Here is a 24,174-nt window from a genome sequence, read left to right on the forward strand (position 1 = left end):
GACTGGCTGGACTGGTACAACTACCACCGACCCCACACCGGCATCAGCGGCCACACCCCAGCCAGCCGCGTCACCAACCTGTCCGGACAGCACAGTTAGGGCGTGTGCGGCATGCCCCGTGCCGTACGCCGTCCTCCCTTCTCAGGGCACCAGCTGGTACTCCGGGAAGTTCCCCGGCAGCCGCTCCCCCGCCGGTCCGCGCGTCACCGCGCGCACCAGGAGCTCGCCGCCCACGAACGCGCCGCGCCAGGACGCCCCGAGCCCGCCGAACAGCTCGTCGCGGTCGCCGCGGGAGCGGGGCCGGCCGTGGCCGACCTTGAACGCCCGGATCTGCGGGGCGAGTCGCTCGTAGGTGGTCCGGTCGTCCGTGGACAGCGTCGCCACCAGCGCTCCGTTGGAGGCGTTCATCGCGGCCAGCAACTCCGCCTCGGTGTCGACCAGGACGATCGTGTCGACCGGACCGAACGGTTCCGCGTGATGCAGCGGGGAGGAACGCGGCGGGTTCAGGAGCGTCACGGGCTGGACGTAGGCGGAGGTGTCCTGCCCGGGCATGAAGCGCGCGTCGTCCGGGCTGCCGCGGTGCAGCGGCACCGCTCCACGCTCGACCGCTTCGGTGACCTGATCGCGCAGCTCCTTCGCCTTGGCCGCGTTGATCACCGGCCCGAAGTCCAGGTCGGGGAAGGGGTCGCCGGGATCCCGCACGGCAAGCGGATGCCCGACCCTGAGCGCGCGCACCGCCGGGAGGTACGCCGCCAGGAACTGGTCGAACAGCTGCCGCTGGACGACGAAGCGCGGGTACGCCGTGCAGCGCTGCTTGCCGTAGTCGAAGAGCTTGGGGATCACCGCGGTGAGCGCGTCCCAGTCCGAGTGGTTCCAGATGCCCCAGGTGTTGAGTCCCTCCTGTTCGAGGACGTGTCGTTTGCCGAGGTCGGCGACGGCCGTGGCCACCGCGGCGCCGGTGTCGCGGCCGCCGACGAAGGAGACGCAGCCGATCTCGGGCGCCCGCACGAGTGCCTCGGACAGCTCGCCTCCGCTGCCGCTGACGAGGGTCACGGGAACCCCCTCGCGCGCGGCGAGCGCGCAGGCCAGGGTGAGGCAGGCGACGCCGCCGTCGGTCGGGGTCTTGGCGATGACCGCGTTGCCCGCCAGTGCCTGCACCAGCATGGCGTGGACGAGCACGCTCATCGGGTAGTTCCAGCTGGCGATGTTGGACACGGGTCCGTCCAGCGGGGCCCGGTGGGCGAGCATCGGCTCGATGCCGTCGACGTACCAGCGGACGCCGTCGATCGCCCGGTCGACGTCCGCCAGGGCGAGCCGCCAGGGCTTGCCGATCTCCCAGACGAGCAGGAGAGCGAGCAGGTCGCGGTGTTCGGCGAGGGCGTCGAGTGTGGCCGCGGTGCGGGCCCGGCGTTCGTCCAGCGGGACGTGCCGCCAGGCCCGGTGCTGGTCGAGGGCGGCGCGCACGGCCCGCCGGGCGGTGGCCCCGTCCAGGCGCGGCGGGCCGGCGACCGGACTGCCGTCGACCGGGCTGGCGGCGGGCAGGGCCCGTCCGTCGGCCTGCCAGCGGGCGTTCCAGAGGTTGAGGACCCGGTCGTCCCGGAAGGCCTCGGGGGCGACGGCGAGGCAGCGCTGCCACGCCTCGGCCCAGGACGTACCGGACTTGAGGGTGAGGGTGTGTTTCATGCGGTGGCTCCGCTCTCGGTGCACGGTCGGGGCGGAAAAGGGAAGTCCCAGGCGGCCCACCTGTAGGGGATGGGGCGCCAACAGCCCGTCGCGACGCCGGGGTTCAGGCGGCCCGCTACGGGCGGGGGTTCAAACGGCCGCCAGGGGGCGGTGGTTCGGGCGGGCCACTGTGGGCCGGGGTCCAGATGGTCCGCTAAGGACCGGGGATTCGGACGGACCGCTACGGGCCGGGGATGCCAGCTGACCGCTACGGGCCGGGGATGCGAACTGACCGCTACGGACCGGGGATGCGAACTGACCCCTACAGACCAGCGGTTCGCTCGGTCCGCTACGGGCCGCATTCGAACTGGCCGATGCGCGCCAGGGTTCGGCCGGGCCCGCTGCGAGCCGGGGTTCGGCCGAACCCATGTGAGCCGGGGTTCGAACGGACGCATGCGGGCCGGGGTTCGAACGACCCATGTGGGCTGGGGTTCGAACAAACCGATGCGGGTCGGGGTTTGAACGCCCCATGCGGGCCGGGCTTCGGATGACCCGCCACGGTCCCGGGCTCGTCCGGGCCGGTTGCGGATCCCGGCTCGCACGGCCGCCCCAGATACGGGCACGGACAACCCTGCCCCAACCCCGGGTACGGACCGCCCCGCCCCAGGCCCGGGCACGGACGACCCCGCCCCATCCCCGGATACGGATCGCCCCGCCCCAACCCCGGGCACGCCCCCCCCCAGGCCCGGACACGAACCACCCCATCCCAGACCCGGACCGGACGACCGCACAGGCCCCGGGCCGGACGACCGCACAGGCCCCGGGCCGGACGACCGCACAGGCCCCGGGCTCGAACGGCCCGCTGTGGATCTCCCGGCTCACACGGCCCGCTGCCGGTCCTCGAGCAGCGCGAGTACGAGTTTCGCGGTCTCAGTCGGGGTGCTGCCCACCCGGACGCCGACCGCCTCCAGTGCCTCCTTCTTCGCCCGCGCCGTACCGGAGGAGCCGGACACGATCGCGCCCGCGTGCCCCATGGTCCGGCCCTCGGGCGCGGTGAATCCGGCGATGTAGCCGACGACGGGCTTGGTGACGTGCTCACGGACGTACGCCGCCGCCCGTTCCTCGGCGTCGCCGCCGATCTCGCCGATGAGGACGATCAGGTCGGTCTCGGGGTCGTCCTGGAAGGCGGCGAGGCAGTCGATGTGCGTGGTGCCCACGACGGGGTCGCCGCCGATGCCGACGCACGTAGAGAAGCCGATGTCGCGCAGCTCGTACATGAGCTGGTACGTCAGCGTGCCCGACTTGGAGACCAGCCCGATGCGGCCCGGCTTGGTGATGTCGGCAGGGATGATGCCCGCGTTGGACTGGCCCGGGCTGATGAGCCCCGGGCAGTTGGGACCGACGACGCGCGTGCCCCTCTCCCGGGCGTACGCGGTGAAGGCGACGGAGTCGTGCACGGGGATGCCCTCGGTGATGACGACGGCGAGCCCGATGCGGGCGTCGGCGGCCTCGATCACCGCGGCCTTGGCGAAGGCGGGCGGCACGAAGACGACGGTGACGTCCGCACCCGTCGCGCGCATCCCCTCGGCGACCGTGCCGAAGACGGGGACGGTCACGGGGGCGCCTCCCAGGCCGTTCGGGCACCGGGGTACGTCGAAGTCGACGGTGCGGCCGGCCTTGCGCGGATTGACGCCGCCGACGACGTTCGTGCCGGCCGCGAGCATCCGCCGGGTGTGCTTCATGCCCTCGCCGCCGGTCATGCCCTGGACGAGGACCTTGCTCTCCTTGGTGAGGTAGATGGCCATGGTGTTCCCTCTCAGGCCGTGGTGGCGAGTTCGGCGGCACGGGCGGCGGCGCCGTCCATGGTGGTGACCTGCTCGACCAGCGGATGCGCGCGCTCGTCGAGGAGGGCCCGGCCCCGGGCCGCGTTGTTGCCGTCGAGGCGGACGACGAGCGGCTTGGTCGGCCGGACGGTGTCCAGCGCCCGGACGATGCCGTCGGCGACCGCGTCGCAGGCGGTGATGCCGCCGAAGACGTTGACGAAGACGGACTTCACGGCGGGGTCGGACAGGACGACCGACAGTCCGTCCGCCATGACCCCCGCGCTCGCACCGCCGCCGATGTCGAGGAAGTTGGCCGGTCGGGCACCGCAGCCCGCGACCACGTCGAGGGTCGACATCACCAGGCCCGCGCCGTTGCCGATGATGCCCACCTCGCCGTCGAGCCTGACGTAGTTGAGGCCCTTCGCGGCGGCCGCGGCCTCCAGGGAGTCGTCGTGCTCCACCTCGTCGGCGCCCCAGCGGGCCTGCCGGAAGCGGGCGTTGTCGTCGAGGGTGACCTTGCCGTCGAGCGCGAGGATCCGCCCCTGCCGGGTGCGTACGAGCGGGTTCACCTCGACCAGGAGGGCGTCCTCGCGGACCAGGGCGTCCCAGAGCCGGACGAGGACGTCGACGGTCTGCTGCGGCAGGCCGGCCGCCTCGGCGATCTCGGCCGCCTTGGCGGAGGTGACGCCCTGGCCCGGGTCGACGGGGACGCGGGCGACGGCCTCGGGACGGGTCGCGGCCACCTCCTCGATGTCCATGCCGCCTTCGGCCGAGGCGATGGCGAGGAAGCGGCCGGCCGCGCGGTCGAGTACGTAGGACACGTAGAACTCGGTCTCGATGTCCACGGGCTGGGCCAGCATCACCGTGCCGACCGTGTGGCCCTTGATGTCCATGCCGAGGATCTGACGGGCGATGAGCTCGGCGGCGGCGGGATCGGCGGCGAGTCTGACGCCGCCCGCCTTGCCGCGGCCCCCGGTTTTCACCTGGGCCTTGACCACCACGGGCCCGCCGAGGCGGCGTGCGATGTGGCGTGCCTGCTCGGGCGAGTCGGTGACCTCGGCCCTCGGCACCAAGATGCCGTGCTCCGCGAAGAGTTCCCTTGCCTGGTGTTCGTACAGGTCCATTCCGGCTCCTGACTGCCGTGTCCTCCGGGGAGCGACCCCCAGAGCCCGAAAGTGCCGCACGCCCCCTGGACACCATCCACCGGATGCGGGATAACAAGCTTCATACAGTATTCGTCGACTGTATGCAATGTACCGCGTGCCGCCCCAACCCCCTACGAAGGGACAGGACTTCGCCATGCCCGACGACACCCAGGACGTGATCTCCGGTGGTCATCTCGTAGCCAAGGCGCTCAAGGCCGAAGGGGTCGAACGCATCTACACCCTGTGCGGCGGCCACATCATCGACATCTACGACGGCTGCGTCGACGAGGGCATCGAGGTCGTCGACGTCCGCCACGAGCAGGTCGCCGCCCACGCCGCCGACGGCTACGCGCGCATCACCGGCAAGCCCGGCTGCGCGGTGGTCACCGCCGGCCCGGGGACCACCGACGCCGTCACCGGTGTCGCCAACGCCTTCCGCGCCGAGTCCCCGATGCTGCTGATCGGCGGCCAGGGAGCCCTCACCCAGCACAAGATGGGCTCCCTGCAGGACCTGCCGCACGTCGACATGATGAACCCCATCACCAAGTTCGCGGCGACCGTGCCGGACACGGCGCGCGCGGCGGACATGGTGTCCATGGCGTTCCGCGAGTGCTTCCACGGCGCGCCGGGCCCCTCCTTCCTGGAGATCCCGCGCGACGTGCTCGACGCCAAAGTGCCGGTGGACAAGGCACGTGTGCCCCGGGCCGGTGCCTACCGCGCCTCGACCCGCTCGGCCGGCGACCCGGAGGCGATCGAGAGGCTCGCCGACCTGCTGGTGCACGCCGAGAAGCCGGCCATCCTGCTCGGCAGCCAGGTCTGGACGACCCGGGGCACCGAGGCGGCCATCGAGCTGGTGCGCACGCTGAACGTCCCCGCCTACATGAACGGCTCCGGCCGCGGCACCCTCCCGCCCGGCGACCCGCACCACTTCCAGCTCTCGCGCAGGTACGCCTTCTCCCACGCCGATGTCATCGTCATCGTCGGCACGCCCTTCGACTTCCGCATGGGCTACGGCAAGCGGCTGTCGCAGGACGCGACCGTCGTGCAGATCGACCTCGACTACCGCACGGTCGGCAAGAACCGCGACATCGACCTCGGCATCGTGGGCGACGCCGGGCTCGTGCTGAAGTCGGTGACCGAGGCCGCCTCCGGGCGCGTCAACGGCGGTGCCTCCAGGCGCAAGGAGTGGCTGGACGAGCTGCGTGCGGCCGAGCAGACCGCCCTGGAGAAGCGGCTGCCGCAGCTGCGGTCCGACGCCTCACCGATCCACCCCTACCGCCTGGTCAGCGAGATCAACGACTTCCTCACCGAGGACTCGGTCTACATCGGCGACGGCGGCGACATCGTCACCTTCTCCGGGCAGGTCGTGCAGCCCAAGTCGCCCGGGCACTGGATGGACCCGGGCCCCCTCGGCACGCTCGGCGTCGGCGTCCCCTTCGTGCTCGCGGCCAAGCAGGCCCGGCCCGGCAAGGAGGTCGTCGCGCTCTTCGGCGACGGCGCCTTCTCCCTGACCGGCTGGGACTTCGAAACCCTCGTCCGTTACGACCTCCCCTTCGTCGGCATCGTCGGCAACAACTCCTCCATGAACCAGATCCGCTACGGCCAGGCCGCCAAGTACGGCAAGGACCGCGAGCGGGTCGGCAACACCCTCGGCGACGTCCACTACGACAAGTTCGCCCAGATGCTGGGCGGCCACGGCGAGGAGGTCCGCGACCCCGCCGAGATCGGCCCGGCCCTGCGGCGTGCCCGTGAGTCCGGCAAGCCGTCCCTGATCAACGTCTGGGTCGACCCCGACGCGTACGCCCCCGGAACCATGAACCAGACCATGTACAAGTGAGGAGCGCTTGGCATGACCCAGACCTCGACCAGGGCTCTCGACGGCATCCGCGTCCTGGACATGACCCACGTCCAGTCCGGGCCCTCGGCGACCCAGCTGCTCGCCTGGCTCGGCGCGGACGTCGTCAAGCTGGAGGCGCCGACCGGCGACATCACGCGCAAGCAGCTGCGTGATCTGCCGGACGTCGACTCCCTCTACTTCACGATGCTCAACTGCAACAAGCGGAGCATCACCCTCAACACCAAGACCGAGCGCGGCAAGGAGCTCCTGACCGAGCTGATCCGGCGCTCCGACGTGATGGTCGAGAACTTCGGGCCGGGCGCCGTGGACCGCATGGGCTTCACCTGGGACCGCATCAAGGAGATCAATCCGCGTATCGTCTATGCCTCCATCAAGGGGTTCGGCGAGGGCCCGTACACCAACTTCAAGGCGTACGAGGTCGTCGCGCAGGCCATGGGCGGGTCGATGGCGACCACCGGTTTCGAGGACGGGCCGCCGCTGGCGACGGGGGCCCAGATCGGGGACTCGGGGACGGGGGTGCACGCCGTCGCGGGCATCCTCGCCGCGCTCTACCAACGGGAGCGCACCGGTCGCGGGCAGCGGGTCAACGTGGCCATGCAGCACGCCGTACTGAACCTGTGCCGGGTGAAGCTGCGGGACCAGCAGCGCCTGGCACACGGGCCGCTCGCTGAATATCCCAACGAGGACTTCGGCGACGAGGTTCCCAGGTCCGGCAACGCGTCCGGCGGCGGCCAGCCCGGCTGGGCCGTCCAGTGCGCGCCGGGCGGCCCGAACGACTACGTGTACGTCATCGTGCAGCCCGTCGGCTGGCGGCCCCTCAGCGAGCTCATCGGCCGGCCGGAGCTGGCCGACGACCCCGAGTGGGCGACGCCCGAGGCGCGGCTGCCCAAGCTGAACAAGATGTTCCAGCTGATCGAGGAGTGGTCCTCGACGCTGCCCAAGTGGGAGGTGCTGGAGCGGCTCAACGCGCACAACATCCCGTGCGGGCCGATCCTGTCGACGCGGGAGATCATCGAGGACCGGTCGCTGGTCGCCAACGAGATGGTCGTGACGGTGCCCCATCCGGAGCGGGGCGCGTTCGTGACCGTCGGCAGTCCGCTCAAACTGTCCGACTCCCCCGTCGAGGTCACCAGTTCCCCCCTGCTCGGCGAGCACAACGAAGAGGTCTACGTCGGCGAACTCGGCCTCGGCGACGAGGAAGTGCGCCTGCTCAAGTCGAACGGGGTGATCTGACGTGATGGCCGAGGACCGCCGGGCGCGGGTGCGCTCGCTGCTCGACTCCGTGCGGGCCGAGGGCCGGACCGCGCTGACCGCGCCCGAGGGCAAGGTGCTCGCCGACGCCTACGGCATCGCCGTCCCGGGCGAGGAGCTGGCGGCCGACGTCGACGAGGCCGTGGCGTTCGCCGCGCGCTTCGGCGGCCCCGTCGTGATGAAGATCGTCTCGCCGGACATCCTGCACAAGACCGACGCCGGCGGGGTGCTCGTCGGCGTCGAGGGCGCCGCCGCCGTCCGGGCCGCGTTCCACACCATCGTCGACAACGCGCGTGCCTACGACCCGAAGGCCCGGATCTCGGGTGTGCAGGTGCAGGAGCTGCTGCCCCGGGGGCAGGAGGTCATCGTCGGGGCGGTCACGGACCCGACGTTCGGGAAGGTCGTCGCGTTCGGGCTCGGCGGGGTGCTCGTCGAGGTCCTCAAGGACGTCACCTTCCGGCTCGCGCCGGTGGACGCCGACGAGGCGCTGTCGATGCTGGACTCGATCCGCTCGGCGGAGATCCTGCGCGGGGTGCGCGGGCAGGCCGGTGTGGACCGGTGGGCCGTGGCGGAGCAGATCCGGCGGGTTTCCGAACTCGTCGCCGACTTCCCGGAGATCGCGGAGGTCGACCTCAACCCGGTGATCGCCACCGCGGACGGGGCGATGGCGGCCGACATCCGGGTGATCCTCGCCGAGTCGCAGCCCCCGCCCCGCCGGAAGTACTCCCGGGACGAGATCCTCACCTCGATGCGCCGGCTGATGCAGCCCGCCTCGGTCGCCGTCATCGGCGCCTCCAACGAGCAGGGCAAGATCGGCAACTCGGTGATGCGCAACCTCGTCGACGGGGGTTTCGCGGGCGACATCCACCCGGTGAACCCCAAGGCCGATGACATCCTGGGCCGCAAGGCGTACAAGAGTGTCACCGACGTTCCCGGTGAGGTGGATGTGGCGGTCTTCGCGATCCCCGCCAGGTTCGTGGCCTCGGCCCTGGAAGAGGTGGGGCGCAAGAAGATCCCGAACGCCGTGCTGATCCCCTCCGGGTTCGCGGAGACCGGCGAACACGAGCTCCAGGCGCAGATCGTCGCCATCGCCGAGCGGTACGGCGTGCGGCTGCTGGGGCCGAACATCTACGGCTACTACTCGACCTGGCAGGACCTGTGCGCCACGTTCTGCACGCCGTACGACGTCAAGGGCGGGGTGGCGCTGACCTCGCAGTCGGGCGGCATCGGGATGGCCATCCTGGGCTTCGCCCGCACCACCAGGACGGGCGTGTCGGCGATCGTCGGGCTCGGCAACAAGTCGGACCTGGACGAGGACGACCTGCTGACCTGGTTCGGCGAGGACCCGCACACCGAGTGCATCGCGATGCACCTGGAGGACCTCAAGGACGGGCGCGCCTTCGTGGAGGCAGCGCGGGCGACCGTGCCGAAGAAACCGGTGGTGGTGCTCAAGGCGGGCCGTACGGCGGCGGGTGCGCGGGCGGCCGGTTCGCACACCGGCGCCCTCGCCGGTGACGACGCCGTGTACGACGACATCCTCCGCCAGGCCGGTGTCATCCGGGCCCCGGGACTCAACGACATGCTGGAGTACGCGCGCGCCCTGCCCGTGCTGCCCGCGCCGCAGGGCGACAACGTCGTGATCATCACCGGCGCCGGCGGCAGCGGCGTGCTGCTCTCCGACGCGGTGACGGACAACGGCCTGTCGCTGATGGAGATCCCGGCGGACCTGGACGAGGCGTTCCGCAGGTTCATTCCGCCCTTCGGTGCGGCGGGCAATCCGGTGGACATCACCGGGGGCGAGCCGCCGTCGACGTACGAGGCGACGATCCGGCTGGGGCTGGAGGATCCGCGCGTCCACGCGCTGGTCCTGGGCTACTGGCACACGATCGTCACTCCCCCGATGGTGTTCGCCGAGCTCACCGCGCGCGTGGTGGCCGAGTTCCGCGAGCGCGGGATCGACAAGCCCGTGGTGGCGTCGCTGGCGGGGGACGTGGAGGTCGAGGAGGCCTGCCAGTACCTCTTCGAGCGCGGGGTCGTGGCGTACCCGTACACCACCGAGAAGCCGGTGGCCGTGCTCGGCGCGAAGTACCGCTGGGCGCGGGCGGCGGGGCTGCTGGGGGGCGGTACATGAGGTGAGGCAGCGGGGGGCCGGCCGACGGTGCGCGTCGGCCGGCCCCGGGGCCCGCACGCGCACGAAAGGCATGGGACAGGGGGCGCTGGCCAGATCTTTCGACGCAAGGGGTGCGACACGACATGACAACGACCGATCTGCCCACCACGGTTCCCTACCGGGAGGTCACCGACGCGAACGGCCGCGTCTACCGCCTCGGTGAGACCGACATCGACATCATGGGGCGCAAGCGCAAGTGGATGGTGATCCTGCCCTGGATCGGCATGATGGGCATCTCCTCCGCCGAGTACGCGTTCGCGTCCGCCGAGGAGACCCTGCACACGGCGCACAGCTGGGACAGCATGCACATCTTCTGGATGATGACCGTCTGGGTCTTCTTCCAGGCCGCGGTGGCCTTCCCCGCGGGCAAGCTGCGTGAGAGCGGAAAACTCCCGGCCCGCTGGGCCATGATGTGCGGCGCGGCGGGCACCCTCCTGGGCTACCTGTCACTGGCCTTCGCACCGCACGTCGTCTTCGCCTACATCGGCTTCAGCATGTTCAGCGGCATGGGCGCGGGCATGGTGTACGCCACCTGCGTCAACATGGTCGGCAAGTGGTATCCGGAGCGCAAGGGCGGCAAGACCGGCTTCGTCAACGGCGGTTTCGCCTACGGCTCGGTGCCTTTCGTCTTCCTCTTCAACGGCTACATGGACCTCACCAACTTCCGCTGGGTGCTGGTCTCGGTGGGTGTGTTCCTGGCCGGGATCGTCGCCTGCTCCGGCTACTTTTTCAAGGACCCGCCGAAGAACTGGTGGCCCGCCGACATCGACCCGCTCAACCCGCCGGCCGACCCGCGCGCGGCCCGTTCGCTGCGCATGAACCCGCCGGCGGTGCGCCAGTACTCCCCCAAGGAGGCGTGGAAGACCGGGCGGGTGGCGCTGATGTGGTTCTGCCTGGCGTGCACGTCCGGCGTGAACATCTTCGGCATCGCCTTCCAGGTGGAGATCGGCGAGGAGGCCGGGTTCGCGGGCGGCATCGTCGCCACGGCCATGTCCCTGAAGGCCATCGTCAACGGCACCGGCCGCGGTGTCATCGGCTGGCTGTCCGACCTGTACGGCCGCAAGCGGTGCCTGCTGGTGGTGTGCGTCATCCTGGGCCTGTCCCAGTACGGCATCCTCTGGTCGGCGAACGCCGAGAACCTCCCGCTGTTCCTGGTCTTCTCCTCCATCTCCGGCTTCGGCGGCGGCGCCATCTTCCCGATGTTCGCCGCGCTCACCGCCGACTACTTCGGCGAGAACAACAACGCGTCCAACTACGGCATGGTCTACAGCGCCAAGCTGGTCTCCGGCCTGGGAGCGGGCATGGGTGCCGTGGTCGTCGGCGCGTGGGGACACTCCGGTGCCTTCGTCCTGGCCGGTTCCATCTCGCTCTTCGCGGGCTGCGTGGCCCTGTTCCTCACCCCGCCGGGACGCGACAAGCAGATCCGCCGCATCACGCCGAACCCGCAACCGCTCGGTGAGGACACGACCTGACACGGCGCCGGATCCGGGCCGGCTTCGTCATCACCCACCGACGCCGCACGCACCGCCCCACCGTCGCACGACCGACACCCCGCCTCACCATGAGGAGGCCCCTCCCCGCCGGGGGAGGGGCCTCCTGATGCCGTTCCGGCCGTCAGCACTTCTCCCGCAGCGAGTGCAGGTGCGCGCTGGAGCGGCGCGCGAAGGTGAAGGACTCGGCCGGGTTGTCGTGCTCGGCCTGCCAGTGGTGGGCCAGGCGGTGGCCGCGCAGCCGGGTCACGGCGGAGATGAACCGCCGGTAGTCGATGTCGCCGTCACCGACGTCGGTCATGCGGTAGCCGTAGGGGTTCGACGGGTCGCTCTCGCCGTCCTTGACGTGGAACAGCGGGTAGCGGTCCGGCTGCCGCAGGACGTAGTCGAGCGGCTCGAACGGCGCGGCCGTGCCGTCGGGCCGCTTGGAGAAGCGGAACTGGCCGACGTAGGCCCAGTAGATGTCCATCTCCAGGTACACCAGGTCCGGGTCGGTCTCCTTCAGCAGGACGTCGTACAGGCGGACCTTGGGGTTGTCGGTGGCGAAGGAGAACTCCTCGGAGTGGTTGTGCTGGTAGAACTTCATGCCGCGGGCCTTCGCCGCGGCCCCGTAGGTGTTGAAGTCCTCGGCGGCGCGCTTCCAGGCGTCGACGGTCGAGCCGTAGCGGAACGGGCCGGCGGCCGTGCCGATGTGCTTCAGGCCGAGGGCCTGGGCGTCGTCGAGGACCTTGGTGAGGTTCTGCGCGAAGGTGTAGGCGTTGGGGTCGTCGGAGTAGTAGCCGACGTGGCTGCCGATCGGGTTGAGGCCGTGGCTGCGGGCCAGCCGCTTGAGCTGGGCGAGCGTGATGGGGCCCGCCGAGCCCTGGGTGTAGCCGGCGAACTCGACCTCGTCGTAGCCGTACCGCTCCAGTTCGGCGAAGACGGGGCCGAAGCCGAGCGTGGAGACCTTGTCGCGCAGGCTGTACAGCTGGATGCCGAGGCGGCCGGGCGGCAGGACGGGCCGGCCGCGGCCCTTGCCCGCGGCGGCGGTACCGGTGGTGGCGGTCGCCGGGGCCGCGGTGGCGGGGGCCGCCGCGCCGAGCAGGGCGGCGGCGGTGGCACCGGCGGCCACGCCGAGCATGCCTCGTCTGCTGAGGCGGTGGCTCAGCTCGGGGTCGGGCTGGGAGAAGCGGCTCATGCGGGGAACTCCTCGTGATCGTGGGGCGTTGTCAGTGGTGAGTGCTTCACTTGTGAGCAGTCGGGACCGACGGCTTCGGCTGTGGTGATGGCTGCGGCTATGGCCTCTCAGGCGAGACCGGCGAGTCGGAGCAGCAGAGACTTCACATCGGTGGCCGCGACGCGGTCGCCGACAGCACGGGGGGTGGAGCAGATGAGGAGCGGACCGTCGTCGTCGCTCTGCGGAAGGCGGCCGTGGCTGCCGCGAATAGGTGACGGGTCCAGGGGCACCACCGCCATGCGGTAGCGCATGCCGAGTTTCTTGCGCGCCAGCGCGGTGGCCGCCTTCACCTTGACGTAGGGGTCGAGGGGATCCATGAAGAGTTCGACCGGGTCGTAGCCGGGTTTGCGGTGGATCTCGACGAGCTGCGCGAAGTCGGGCGCCCGGGCGTCGTCGAGCCAGTAGTAGTAGGTGAACCAGGCGTCCGGTTCCGCCACGGCCACGAGTTCGCCCGCGCGCGGATGGTCGAGGTGATGGGCCTTCTTGCCCTCGTCGTCGAGGAGTTGCTCGATGCCGGGCAGGCCGTCGAGGGCGGCGCGCGTGGCGTCGAGGTCCTCGGGGCGGCGCACGTAGACGTGGGCGATCTGGTGGTCGGCGACCGCGAAGGCCCGGGAGGCCATCGGGTCCAGGTACTCCATGCCGTCCTGCGTGTGCACCTCCAGCAGACCCGCGCGGCGCAGGGCGCGGTTGATGTCGACGGGCCGGTTCACGCGGGTGATGCCGTACTCGGACAGCGCGACGACCGTGCGGCCCTCCGCCCGGGCCTCGTCCAGGAGCGGGGCCAGGGCGGTGTCCAGATCGGTGGCCGCCTTCAGCGAGCGCGGGTCGTCGGGGCCGAACCGCTGCAGGTCGTAGTCGAGGTGAGGGAGGTAGCAGAGCGCCAGGTCGGGCCGGCGGGTGCGGAGGATGTGGCGGGTCGCGTCGATGATCCACCGGCTGGAGACGAGGTCCGCTCCGGGGCCCCAGAAGTGGAACAGGGGGAAGGTGCCGAGTTTCTCGGTGAGTTCGTCGTGCAGGGCGGGCGGCCGCGTGTAGCAGTCGGGTTCCTTGCGGCCGTCGGCGTAGTAGACGGGGCGGGGGGTGACGGTGATGTCGGTGTCGGCGCCCATGGCATACCACCAGCAGATGTTGGCGACCGTGTAGCCGGGGTGGGCGCGGCGGGCGGCGTCCCAGAGCTTGTCACCGGCCACGAGCCCGTTGTGCTGGCGCCACAGCAGGACGTCGCCGAGTTCGCGGAAGTACCAGCCGTTGCCGACGATGCCGTGCTCGGAGGGCATGGTGCCGGTGAGGAACGTGGACTGGGCGGCGCAGGTGACGGCGGGCAGGACGGTGCCGAGCGGGGCCAGGGAGCCGGACCGGCCGAGCGCCTTGAGGTGCGGCATGTGGTCGAGGAGACGGGGGGTGAGGCCGACGACGTCCAGGACGAGGAGGGGGGTGGGGCGGTCCGCGCCGGCCGGGACCGGCTGCTCGGGGGTGCTCATGGCAGCTCCTTCAGGCCGAGGTCGGTCAGCAGGTCGCGGGCGAGGGCGAGTTCGGCGGCGATGCCCTCGGCGAGCTGGGCGCGGCCCTTGGGGCGCAGCTCGGGCGGGAGCGCCTGCCAGGTGTAGGTCTCCACCTCCAGGTGGCGGGTGAGCGGGGCCGGGCCGCCGACGAGCCGGGTCAGTGCGGCCTTCAGCACGGGCAGGGTGGAGGTGAGGGGCGCGGCGGGGGCCGCGTGCAGGGGGACGTGGAAGTGGGCGCGCCAGGGCGAGGCGTCCGGCAGGGCGTGGCCGGTGAGGGCCTCGTCGAGGTCGTCGGTGGCGCGCAGCCCGGCGGCGGTGGCCGTGCGGGTCTGGTGCAGGAAGCGGGGTTCGGCGAAGGCGGCGAGTGCCTCGCGGACCTCGGGCAGATGGGGGTGCTCGGCATGCAGGGCGGCGGAGAGCTGCGATTTGACGACGGGGACGCGGGCTTCGGCCAGGGCGTCCAGGGCGGTGTGCGGGTCCTCGAAGGAGGTGGCGAGGTGGCAGGTGTCCACGCAGATGCCGATGCGGTCCCGGCCGATCGCCGTGAGCGGGGCGATGGCGTCGCGGGTGGTCTCCACGACGCAGCCGGGCTCCGGTTCCAGGCCGACGCGGACGGAGCGGCCGGTCAGTTCCTCGATGGCGTCGAGACGTTCGGCGAGGGTGCGCAGGGCGGCGCGGGCGGCCTCGGCGCGCTCGTCGTCGTAGGCGGTGCGCCAGGCCAGGGGCAGGGTGGAGATGGTCCCGTCGGTGACGTCGTCGGGGAGGAGACCGGCCAGGACGCGGGCCAGGGCGGTGGTGTGGTCGAGGCGTTCCGGGTCGGCCCAGTCCGGCTTGTAGACGCGGTACTTGACCTCCTCGGCGCCGAAGCCCTCATAGGGGAAGCCGTTGAGGGTGACGACCTCCAGGCCGCGCCGGTCGAGCTCGGCGCGCAGGCCGCGCAGGGCCGACGGGTCGGTGACGAGCGCGTGTGCGGCGTCCTTGGCGAGCCACAGCCCGATGCCCAGCCGGTCGCGGCCGAGGCGGCGGCGGACGGGTTCGCAGTGGTCGCGCAGCTGGGCGAGGACGCCGTCGAGGGTCTCGGCGGGGTGCACGTTGGTGCAGTAGGCGAGGTGGACGGTGGTGCCGTCGGGATGGCGGAAGCGCATGGCTCACGCCTCCGCAGCGGGGACACGGGCCGGGTCCGCCGTCCCGGGTTCCTGCTCGCGCGGTCCCTTGGGGACGGTCGGGTCCTTGGGACCGGTCGGGTCCTTGGGGACGCCGCGGAGGATGGAGTTGCCCTCGTGGGTGGCCTCCGTGCCGGTGACGTCGAGGTTCAGGCGGCCGCTGAGCCCGTAGAAGGCGACCGGGTTGCGCCACAGGACCCGGTCGACCGTGTCCTCGTCGAAGCCCTCGGCGAGCATCAGGTCGCCCACCTTGCGGGTCTTGAGGGGGTCGCTCTTCCCCCAGTCGGCGGCGGAGTTGACCAGGACCTGCTCGGGGCCGTAGGCGCGCAGGATCGCGACCATCCGCTCCTCGTCCATCTTGGTGTCGGGATAGACGGAGAAGCCCAGCCAGCAGCCGCTGTCCTTGGCCTCCTTGACGGTCGTCTCGTTGAGGTGGTCGACCAGGACGCGCTCCACGGGCAGGTCGGAATCCCGGACGGCGTCGAGGGTGCGGCGCAGCCCGGCGAGCTTGTCGCGGTGCGGGGTGTGCACCAGGGCGGGCAGGCCGTGGTCGGCGGCGAGCTGCAGCTGCGCGGCCAGGGCGGTGTCCTCGGCGGGGGTCATCGAGTCGTAGCCGATCTCGCCGACGGCCACGACGTTGTCCTTGACGAGGTACCGGGGCAGTTCGTCGAGGATCGGCACGCAGCGGGGGTCGTTGGCCTCCTTGGGGTTGAGGGCGATCGTGCAGTGGTGGGCGATGCCGTACTGGGCCGCGCGGAACGGCTCCCAGCCGAGGAGGGCGTCGAAGTAGTCACGGAAGGACGCGGGCGAGGTCCGGGGCTGGCCGAGCCAGAAGGCCGGCTCGACGACGGCACGGACGCCGGCGGCGTACATGGCCTCGTAGTCGTCGGTGGTCCGGGACGTCATGTGGATGTGGGGGTCGAAGATGCGCATCAGGACTCCTTGCCGTGGGGGTGGTCCGGGCCCGGGGCAGGGGTCGCGGACTCGGTCAGGTCCAGGACGCGGTACAGGTCCTCGGGGACGGGACGGCCGGCGGCGGTGCGCTCGGCGGCGTAGTCGCCCAGCATGCGGGCGAGTTCGCCGTCACCGCGGGCCCGCCGGGGCAGATCCGCCACGTGGTCGACGGGAACACCGGTGAACAGGCACTTCAGCAGGGCGTGCCGCCAGGAGTGGGGGTCCAGGTGCCGGGCGGCGTACGGGCCGACGGCGGCGGTGAGGAGCCGGGTGTCGTTGGTGCGCAGGGCGTCCTCGACGAGCGGCAGGGCGGCGGGCCCGGGCACGAGGTGGGGCAGGGCGTGCAGGACGGCGCGGCGCTCGTCGGCGGTGCCCTGGAAGTACACGCGGGTCAGCGCGTCGGTGCCGGCCCGGGCCGCGTGCAGGATCAGCACGCGAGCGGCGTCGGCGTGCGCGGCCCCGCAGCGGCGGCCGGCCTCGGCGAGCCGCAGTTCCCACGCGGAGATGGGCCCGTGGATGCCGGGATGGGCGGCGGCCTCCTCCAAGGCGCGCTCCAGCCAGGTGCGGGCGGCCTGGTCGAGGTCGGTGGTCAGACGGCGGCGGAGCTCGGTGAGCGAGGGCAGGGAGGTGGGAGTGGCGTCGCGGGTGGGAGGGGTGCCGGGAGTGGGTGAGTCCGGGTGGGACCCCGTGCTGGTGGTGTCCTGGGTGGTCGCCTCGGTTCTCGCCGCGGGTGTGGCGCGGGGGTGGCTCATGGGGTGCTGCTCCCTTCAGGGGTGGTGGAGGGAGCGCCGTGGGGTGGCGCGGCCTGCTGGAGGGCCGGAGCGGGAGACGGCGAAGCGGTGGCCGCGGCCTGCTCGGCGTGGCGGAGGAACGGCAGGGAGCGGGCGGCGAAGTGGGGGCCCGCGTGGGAGTGGCGGGGCAGTTCGACGACCGTCAGGCCCTGGTAGCCGGTGGCGGCGAGGGCCGCCAGGACCGGCGGGAAGTCGATCTCCCCGTCCCCGAAGGGGAGGTGCTCGTGCACGCCGCGCCGCATGTCCTCGATCTGGACGTGCCGCAGCCACGGGGCGGCGGCGCGCACGCAGTCGGCGGGCGCCAGGGGTTCGAGGCACTGGCAGTGTCCGATGTCCAGGGTGAGGCCGAGCGGCTCGGGGTCGCCGAGGGCGCGGCGCAGGTGGTGGAAGTCGGCGAGGGTGGCCAGGAGGTGACCGGGTTCGGGTTCGACGGCGAGCGGGACACCGGCGGTGGTGGCGGCGTCGAGCACGGGGGTGAGGGACTCGGTGAGGCGTTTCCAGGCGGTGCCGGAGTCGGTGCCCTCCGGGACGATGCCGCTGAAGCAGTGCACCGCGTGGGCACCGAGATCGGCGGCGACACGGACGGCCCGGACGAGCAGGTCGGCGCGGCGGGCCCGGTCGTCGGGGTCCGGGTCGAGGAGGGACGGACCGTGCTTGCGCCGCGGGTCGAGCACGTAGCGGGCCCCGGTCTCCACGGTGACGCCCAGGCCCAGCGCGTCCAGCCGGTGCGCGACGCGGCGCGTGCGGGCGGCGAGGTCGGGGGCGAGCGGGTCGAGGTGCATGTGGTCGAGGGTCAGGCCGACGCCGTCGTAGCCGAGGTCGGCGAGGAGGCGGAGGGCGTCGTCGAGACGGAGGTCGGCGAGACCGTTCGTGCCGTAGCCGAAGCGGAGGGAGGCGGGGGCGTCGGGTGCGGCGGGTGGTGGGGCCGTCGTGAGGCCGGTCGGCACCCGGGGCGCTTCGTGGCTCATGTGACGCTCACCTTCTTCGCGAACTTCGCTCCGAGCGGGGCGAGCGCGGCGATGAGGAGGGCCCCGGCCGTGCCCCGGGAGCGGGCCGTGAGGGCCGCCTGGAGGGGGATCGTGGCGCGGATGCCGGCACCGACGGCGCGTTGGGTGAGAGGAGGTGACGGGTTGAGAGTGGCGTGGAGGTAGGGGCGGGCGGTGGTCGCGGCGTAGGCGGCTGCGCACGCGGTGGTGAGCAACTCTGCGGACGCTCGCCCGGGGCGGTGCCGTACGGGGCGTGGGCCCGTCGGCCCGTCGGCCGTCACCGGCCGGTGACCGGTGGCCGGACCCACCGTCCCGCGCGTCACCAGGCGGGTCAGCAGGGCGGTCGTCGCGAGGGCGGCCAGCGGGGCCAGGGGTGAACCGCCCCGGGCCTCCTGGCGGGAGACCGTCGTCACGGCGACCGTGTGGGTGCCGAGGAGGGCGGCGGAGGGCAGGGCACGGCCCGTGCCGCCGGTGGTGGCCGCGGCTCCCAGGAGGAGGTCCAGGCTCCGTGCCGCGCCCATGGCCAGGGGTCCGGCCGGGGTGTGCTTGAGGCCGAGGTCGTAGGCCCAGACGGTCGCGGCCAGGGGTGCGGCCACGGTCAGGGCGGGTCGTCCGGCGCGGGCGGCCAGCGCCAGGCCGGCCGCGGTGAGCGCGCAGGCCGCCGTGAGTGCGGCGGCCGGACGGACGCGGCCGGAGGGCAGGGGGCGGTGCGGGCGTTCCACGGCGTCGACGTCACGGTCCGCCCAGTCGTTGAGGGCCATGCCTGCTTCATAGAGGCAGAGGGAGGAACCGATGGCGAGCAGGGTGCGGGGGCCGGGCCGCGCCCCGGCCGCGGCGGTGCCGGCCAGGGCGTCCCCGGGGACGCTGAACAGGGCAGGCAGGCGCAGGAGTTCGGCCCAGGCGCGGCGGTGGTGCGCGCGGCCGGTACCCGCCCGCCCTTCCGGGCCTCCGAAGGTGCGCCCGGGGGCCGTCGTGGACGTGCGCCCGGGGGCCGTCGTGCAGGTGCTGTCGGGGTGCGAGCCGGAGGTGTCGCGCAGCGTCACAGCGCACCCTCCGGTGTGTCGGACCTCTCCCCCGCCCCCACGCCGGGGCCGTCCGCCGCGTCCGGGCTGCCTGCCACCCCCGCACCGGGGCCGTCCGCCGCGTCAGAACTGCCTTTCACCCCCGCACCGGGGCCGTCCACCGCGTCCGGGCTGCCTGCCACCCCCGCGCCGGGGCGGTCCTCGGCCGTCCGTGCCAGCCGGCGGCCGAACCGGACCAACTCCTCGTACTGCTCGGACAAGCCCGAGGGCCCCTCCCCCACCGGATCCTTGAAGTAGAAGCCGAGCGCGCCGAGCGGACCGGACAGGCCCACGGCGTGGGCGCGGGCGGTGAGCCGGGCGAGGTCGAGCACCAGGGGTGCCGCCAGTGCCGAGTCGCAGCCCTGCCAGATGGTCTGCAGGATCATGCGGGTGCCGAGGAAGCCGTCGAAGGCGACGTGGTCCCAGGCGGTCTTCCAGTCGCCGAGGGCGGGGACGTCGTCGATGTGGACCTCGCCCTCGGGGACGCTGCCGAGGGTGTCGGCGAGGACGCGTTCCTTGCCGGCGTTCTTCGCCGCCGCGGCGGCCGGGTCGGCGAGGGCGGCGCCGTCACCGCCGCCGAGCAGGTTGGTGCCGGACCAGGCCCGGACCCTCAGCGCCCGCTGCGCGAACATCGGGCCGAGCACGGCCCGCAGCAGGGTCTGTCCGGTCTTGCCGTCCCGGCCTGCGTGGGGCAGTCCGCTGTGCTCGGCCTCGCGGGCGGCGGCGGGGTGGTGCATGCCCTGGGAGGGGGTGAAGTTGACGTAGGGGCAGCCCGCGCGCAGGGCCGCCAGGGCGTACAGGCTGCTGGCCGGCAGGGGGGCGCCGGGGCCCTGGGAGGCGGGTTCGGTGGAGGCGACGTTCACCACCACGGTCCGTTCCAGCTCGTGGCGCCGGGTGAAGTCGCGGATGTCGTCGGCGAAGGCCGTGATCAGGTCGGCCTCGCTCCTGGTGTCTCCGGGGGTGGGGCCGCCGGGACGGATCTCCCGGTCGGCGGCGGCGAGTTCGGCGGTGACAGCGGTGGCGACGCCCGGGGGGAGGACGCCGCCGGCGGTCAGGGTCTCGGCGCGTTTGGGCAGGGGGCAGTCGAGGGTGTCGTGGCCGCCGAAGACGAGGTCGGACAGGGCGGGCAGGCCGCTGCCGGCGAAGGCGGGGGTCTCGGTCACCATGCCGGTGGGCGGGTGGAGTCCCGCGGTGACGGCGGCGCACCCCGTGACGACGGTGGTGGCGACGGAGCCTCGGGCTCCGATCAGCCACACCCCCACACGCGGTCGGGGAAGGGACGCGGACATGGGCAGCCTCCTGGTCGTGCGCGAACCCGGGGGGAGGGGGGAGACGGCGGGCGGGGGTCCGGCGTCCCCCGCCCGCCGCCGTTCACTGGCCCTGGACGGGCAGTTCCTTGAGCTGGATGTTGCGGAAGGAGACCTGGTCGTCGGCGCCGTGGTTCTGCAGGCCGATGTAGCCGTCGGTCAGGCTCCGCTCGGGGTCCTTGTTGGTGAAGTCGTTGATCTTGACTCCGTTGAGGAACACCTGGAGGCGTTCGCCCTGGACCTTGATCTCGTAGGAGTTCCACTGGCCGGGCGGCCGCAGAACCTGGTCACGGGCCTTGATGTTGGCCGACTTGAAGGAGTAGACGGAGCCCGTGGTGCGGTCGGGCGCGTCCGTGGCGTCGATCTGGATCTCGTAGCCCTTGTTCACCGCGGACCAGGGGTCGTCGGAGGCCGGGAAGCCCACGAAGACCCCGGAGTTGTCGTCGCCCTGCATCTTCCAGTCGAGCTTGAGGGAGTACGACTTCAGCTCCTTGGCCTGGTACCAGAGCAGGCCCATGCCGCCCTCGGTCTCCATCACGCCGTCCTTGACGACGAACGTGCCGGGGCCGGCCTGCTTCCAGCCGTCCAGGGTGTGGCCGTTGAAGATCTTCCGGTAGTCCTTGCCCGGCTTGCAGTCCGCCTTCACCTGGCCGGTGGCGTACTGCAGGCCGCCGAGCAGGTGGGCGCGGAAGGCCTCGTCGGCGTAGGACTCCTTGGTGTGGCCGCCGCCGGTGTAGAAGGAGCGTCCGCCGCCGTAGCTCTGGCACCAGGCGATCGGGTGGTCGCCCTTCATGGTGCCGCCCTGGTAGGTGGTCTCGTCCAGGGTGGCGAGGACCTTGGCCTGCTCGCGCGGGTTGGTGCGGTAGTTGTACCACTCGTCGGTGCGCTCCCAGGCGTCGCCCAGGTGTGCGGTGGACGGGTGGTCGTGGTCCTCGACGCGGACGGTGGCCTTCTGGATGGCCGGGTGCGAGTGGAAGTAGGCGCCGACGAGGCCGCCGTAGAACTCCCAGTCGTACTCGGTGTCGGCCGCCGCGTGGATGCCCATGTACCCGCCGCCGCCCGCCACGTAGTCCTCGAACGCCTTCTGCTGCTCGGCGTTGAGCACGTCGCCGGTGGTGGACAGGAAGGCCACCGCGTCGTACTTGGCGAGGTTGGTGGTGGTGAACTGCCGGGCCTCCTCGGTGGCGTCGACCGTGATGCCGGCGGGGCCGCCGAGTTCCTTCAGCGCGGCGATGCCGGCCGGGATGGAGTCGTGGCGGAAGCCGGCGGTCTTGGAGAAGACCAGGACCTTCTTGCCGCCCTTGAAGGGCTCCTTGGAGAACTCGAAGTCGTCCACGTCGAACAGCGCGCCCGCGCCGCCCTTGAAGACCAGGTAGATGTCGGTGGTCTTCTTCGGCAGCGACCGCAGCGGCACGTCGACGTTCTGGAACGTCTCCCAGCCGCCGGTCGGCGGGATGTAGGCCGAGCCGTGCAGCGGTCCCTCGGGGGAGCCGGTGCGCAGTTCGACGAAGCCGCCGGCGCCGCCGGAGGAGGCCCGCACGGTCATCTTCTTCTGGCCGTCGAACCGGTAGGGGGTGAAGGAGATCCAGTCGCCGTCGTTGATGTCGCCGACGGTCTTGCCGCCGTGGGCGCCGGTCTTGTCGATGACGGACACGCCCGACTGGGTGGTGAAGTGCTCGCCCTGGCGGTGCAGCGGCTGCAGGACGGTGCGGGCGGTGCCGGTCAGCTCCTCCTGTCCGCCTGCGCCGCCGTCGGTGTAGCTGGCGCCGACGACACCGTAGATGTTGGCGTTCGGGTCGTGGCCGCCGTCACCGGGGGGCGGCTTCAGCGTGCCCTCGCAGCCCATCTCGCTGGTCAGCTCGTGGGCGTGGGAGTCGTGGCCGAGGCTGTAGGTGACCTTGACCTTGGAGCAGTCGACGGTCTCCTCGGGGTCGGTGACCGTCACCTTGAACGGGACGGGCTGGCCGAAGGCGGCGAGGGTGCCGTTGGCGGGGACGTCGATGCGCACCTTGGGCTCGGTGTTGCCGACCACGATCCGCACGCTGGCGTTGCCGGTGTTGCCCTCGGGGTCCTTGGCGGTGAAGGTGGCGCTGTAGGTGCCGACCTTCTTGTAGCGGTGGGTGGGGTTGAGGCCCTCACCCTTGGTTCCGTCGCCGAAGTCCCAGCTGTAGGTGAGGTCGGTGGAGTCGGCGTCCTTGGCGGAGCCGGTGAAGGTGACCTTCAGGCCGGCCGCTCCGGAGGTCTTGTCGGCGCTCACCTCCGCGATCGGGGAGAAGCCGTCCTCGGCGTTCTCGATCCGGTACAGCGCGGAGTGCTCGTCGCCCTGGAACCAGGAGACGCCGTAGTCGAGGACGTAGAGGGCGCCGTCGGGGCCGAACTCCATGTCCATGATCTGGGTGCCGGTCCACGGGAAGTCGTTGATCTTCGCGACCGTGCCGTCCTCGTTCTGCTCGATCCGCTTGATCCAGCGCCGGCCGAACTCACCGGCGAAGAAGTCGCCGTCGTAGGCCTCCGGGAACTTCACGCTGGAGTCGAGCTCGGGGTCGTACCGGTAGACCGGGCCGGCCATCGGGGACTCGGAGCCGCTGCCGAACTCCGGCAGCGAGCCGCCGTCGTACGGGATCCAGGCGGCCTGCGCGGGTGGCAGGTCGACCAGGCCCGTGTTGTGCGGGGAGGTGTTCTTCGGGGCGGCGCAGTCGAACTTCTCGCCGGACTCCTTGGTGGCGAAGTCGTAGTCGACGTAGGCGTCGTTGTTCCCGGTGCAGAACGGCCAGCCGAAGTTGGCCGCCTTGGTCACCTTGGCGAACTCGACCTGTCCGGCCGGGCCGCGCCTGGGGTCGGCGGCGCCCGCGTCGGGCCCGTAGTCGCCGACGTAGACGATGCCCGTCTTGTCGTCGACGCTCATCCGGAACGGGTTGCGGAAGCCCATCGCGTAGATCTCGGGACGGGTCTTGTCGGTGCCCGTGGCGAAGAGGTTGCCCTCGGGGATCGTGTAGGAGCCGTCCTCGGCGACCTTGATGCGCAGGATCTTGCCGCGCAGGTCGTTGGTGTTGGCGGAGCTGCGGCGGGCGTCGAAGGCCGGGTTGCGGTTCGGCCGGTCGTCGATCGGGGTGTAGCCGTCGGAGGCGAAGGGGTTGGTGTCGTCGCCGGTCGACAGGTAGAGGTTGCCGTCGGCGTCGAAGTCGATGTCGCCGCCGACGTGGCAGCAGGTGCCGCGGGAGGCCGCGACGTCGATGACCTTCTTCTCGCTGGCCAGGTTCAGCGTGCCGTTGGCGTTCAGCGTGAAGCGGGAGAGGCGGTTGACGCCGTCGAACTTCTTGAAGTCCTCGGCGGTGCCGGTCTCCGGGGCGTCGCCGGCGGGGGTGTCCAGCGGTGGGGCGTAGTAGAGGTAGATGGCCCGGTTGTTCTTGAAGTCCGGGTCGACCCCGACACCCTGGAGGCCTTCCTCGTCGTGGGTGTAGACGGGGATCTTGCCGGCGATCTTGGTGACGCCGCCCTGGTCGGTGCGGCGCAGCGTGCCGTCGCGCGAGGTGTGCAGGACGCTGCGGTCGGGGAGCACGGCGAGCGACATCGGCTCGCCCATCTCGGGTTCGCCCTTGGCGAGCGGCACCTGCTGGAACTGGCCCTCGGCGGCCGCGGGTTCGTCGTGTTCCGGGTGCCCGGGGTGGGCGCCGGCGACGGTGGCGGGGGTGCCCACGGCCAGGAGCAGGCCGGTGAACAGGGCGATGGTGGTGCGCAGTCCGGGACGTCTGGGGGTGCTTGTGAGGCTGGTTCTGTGCACGAAGTCCCTCCGGG

The 24,174-nt window shown here is 71.9% G+C and carries 16 protein-coding genes and 1 pseudogene; 5 read left to right on the forward strand and 12 right to left on the reverse strand.

Annotated features, from left to right (window positions below):
- Positions 1-99: pseudogene (locus tag AC07DA_RS07395) on the forward strand (IS481 family transposase); the annotation flags it as partial.
- Between the two features lie 42 nt (positions 100-141).
- On the opposite strand, the gene AC07DA_RS07400 reads toward AC07DA_RS07395, so the two are convergent.
- From AC07DA_RS07400 to sucC, 3 genes are all read right to left on the reverse strand, one after another.
- Positions 142-1,683, reverse strand: coding sequence for an aldehyde dehydrogenase family protein (locus AC07DA_RS07400; RefSeq protein WP_479125448.1), 1,542 nt, complete (start codon positions 1,681-1,683; stop codon positions 142-144).
- Positions 1,684-2,540: 857 nt separating this feature from the next.
- Positions 2,541-3,467 carry a succinate--CoA ligase subunit alpha gene (sucD, locus tag AC07DA_RS07405; protein WP_479125449.1) on the reverse strand — a complete coding sequence of 309 codons (927 nt, stop codon included), beginning with the start codon at positions 3,465-3,467 and terminating at the stop codon, positions 2,541-2,543.
- 11 nt (positions 3,468-3,478) lie between these two features.
- Positions 3,479-4,609 carry an ADP-forming succinate--CoA ligase subunit beta gene (gene sucC / locus AC07DA_RS07410; RefSeq protein WP_479125450.1) on the reverse strand — a complete coding sequence of 377 codons (1,131 nt, stop codon included), beginning with the start codon at positions 4,607-4,609 and terminating at the stop codon, positions 3,479-3,481.
- A gap of 175 nt (positions 4,610-4,784) precedes the next feature.
- Between sucC and AC07DA_RS07415 the strand changes: the two genes are divergently transcribed.
- The 4 genes from AC07DA_RS07415 (at position 4,785) to AC07DA_RS07430 (ending at position 11,381) form a co-directional block, all read left to right on the forward strand.
- The gene (locus tag AC07DA_RS07415) at positions 4,785-6,467 is read left to right on the forward strand and encodes a thiamine pyrophosphate-binding protein (RefSeq protein ID WP_479125452.1); all 1,683 of its coding nucleotides are present in this window, start codon (positions 4,785-4,787) and stop codon (positions 6,465-6,467) included.
- Positions 6,468-6,479: 12 nt separating this feature from the next.
- Positions 6,480-7,721 (forward strand): formyl-CoA transferase, encoded by a 1,242-nt coding sequence (frc, locus tag AC07DA_RS07420; protein WP_479125454.1) that lies wholly within the window; start codon positions 6,480-6,482, stop codon positions 7,719-7,721.
- Positions 7,722-7,725: 4 nt separating this feature from the next.
- Positions 7,726-9,870: an acetate--CoA ligase family protein gene (locus AC07DA_RS07425; RefSeq protein WP_479125456.1), complete on the forward strand. Its 2,145-nt coding sequence runs from the start codon at positions 7,726-7,728 to the stop codon at positions 9,868-9,870.
- A gap of 122 nt (positions 9,871-9,992) precedes the next feature.
- Positions 9,993-11,381: an OFA family MFS transporter gene (locus AC07DA_RS07430; protein ID WP_479125458.1), complete on the forward strand. Its 1,389-nt coding sequence runs from the start codon at positions 9,993-9,995 to the stop codon at positions 11,379-11,381.
- 142 nt (positions 11,382-11,523) lie between these two features.
- Here AC07DA_RS07430 and AC07DA_RS07435 read toward each other — a convergent pair whose 3' ends face one another.
- The 9 genes from AC07DA_RS07435 to AC07DA_RS07475 all read right to left on the reverse strand — a co-directional run bounded on the left by AC07DA_RS07435 (position 11,524) and on the right by AC07DA_RS07475 (position 24,160).
- Positions 11,524-12,576 (reverse strand): sugar phosphate isomerase/epimerase family protein, encoded by a 1,053-nt coding sequence (locus tag AC07DA_RS07435; protein ID WP_479125460.1) that lies wholly within the window; start codon positions 12,574-12,576, stop codon positions 11,524-11,526.
- Positions 12,577-12,683: 107 nt separating this feature from the next.
- Positions 12,684-14,096: an alkaline phosphatase family protein gene (locus AC07DA_RS07440; protein WP_479125462.1), complete on the reverse strand. Its 1,413-nt coding sequence runs from the start codon at positions 14,094-14,096 to the stop codon at positions 12,684-12,686.
- Positions 14,093-15,262: a metabolite traffic protein EboE gene (gene eboE, locus AC07DA_RS07445; RefSeq protein ID WP_479125464.1), complete on the reverse strand. Its 1,170-nt coding sequence runs from the start codon at positions 15,260-15,262 to the stop codon at positions 14,093-14,095. Before eboE ends, AC07DA_RS07440 begins: the two co-directional genes overlap by 4 nt.
- Before the next feature lie 3 nt (positions 15,263-15,265).
- Positions 15,266-16,213, reverse strand: a complete 948-nt coding sequence (locus AC07DA_RS07450) for a TatD family hydrolase (protein WP_479125466.1) — start codon at positions 16,211-16,213, stop codon at positions 15,266-15,268.
- A complete protein-coding gene (locus AC07DA_RS07455; RefSeq protein WP_479125468.1) occupies positions 16,213-16,986 on the reverse strand; it encodes an EboA domain-containing protein in 774 nt (257 codons plus the stop codon). Before AC07DA_RS07455 ends, AC07DA_RS07450 begins: the two co-directional genes overlap by 1 nt.
- Entirely contained in the window at positions 16,983-17,993 is a 1,011-nt protein-coding gene (locus tag AC07DA_RS07460) for a sugar phosphate isomerase/epimerase family protein (RefSeq protein ID WP_479125469.1), read from the reverse strand. The genes AC07DA_RS07455 and AC07DA_RS07460 overlap by 4 nt, the downstream gene beginning before the upstream one ends.
- Positions 17,990-19,054, reverse strand: coding sequence for an SCO3242 family prenyltransferase (locus tag AC07DA_RS07465; RefSeq protein ID WP_479125471.1), 1,065 nt, complete (start codon positions 19,052-19,054; stop codon positions 17,990-17,992). Before AC07DA_RS07465 ends, AC07DA_RS07460 begins: the two co-directional genes overlap by 4 nt.
- Positions 19,051-20,361 (reverse strand): inositol-3-phosphate synthase, encoded by a 1,311-nt coding sequence (locus AC07DA_RS07470; protein ID WP_479125473.1) that lies wholly within the window; start codon positions 20,359-20,361, stop codon positions 19,051-19,053. The genes AC07DA_RS07465 and AC07DA_RS07470 overlap by 4 nt, the downstream gene beginning before the upstream one ends.
- An 82-nt stretch (positions 20,362-20,443) precedes the next feature.
- Positions 20,444-24,160: a ThuA domain-containing protein gene (locus tag AC07DA_RS07475; RefSeq protein ID WP_479125475.1), complete on the reverse strand. Its 3,717-nt coding sequence runs from the start codon at positions 24,158-24,160 to the stop codon at positions 20,444-20,446.
- Positions 24,161-24,174 lie beyond the last annotated feature (14 nt).

Source organism: Streptomyces sp. NPDC044921 (assembly GCF_056432865.1).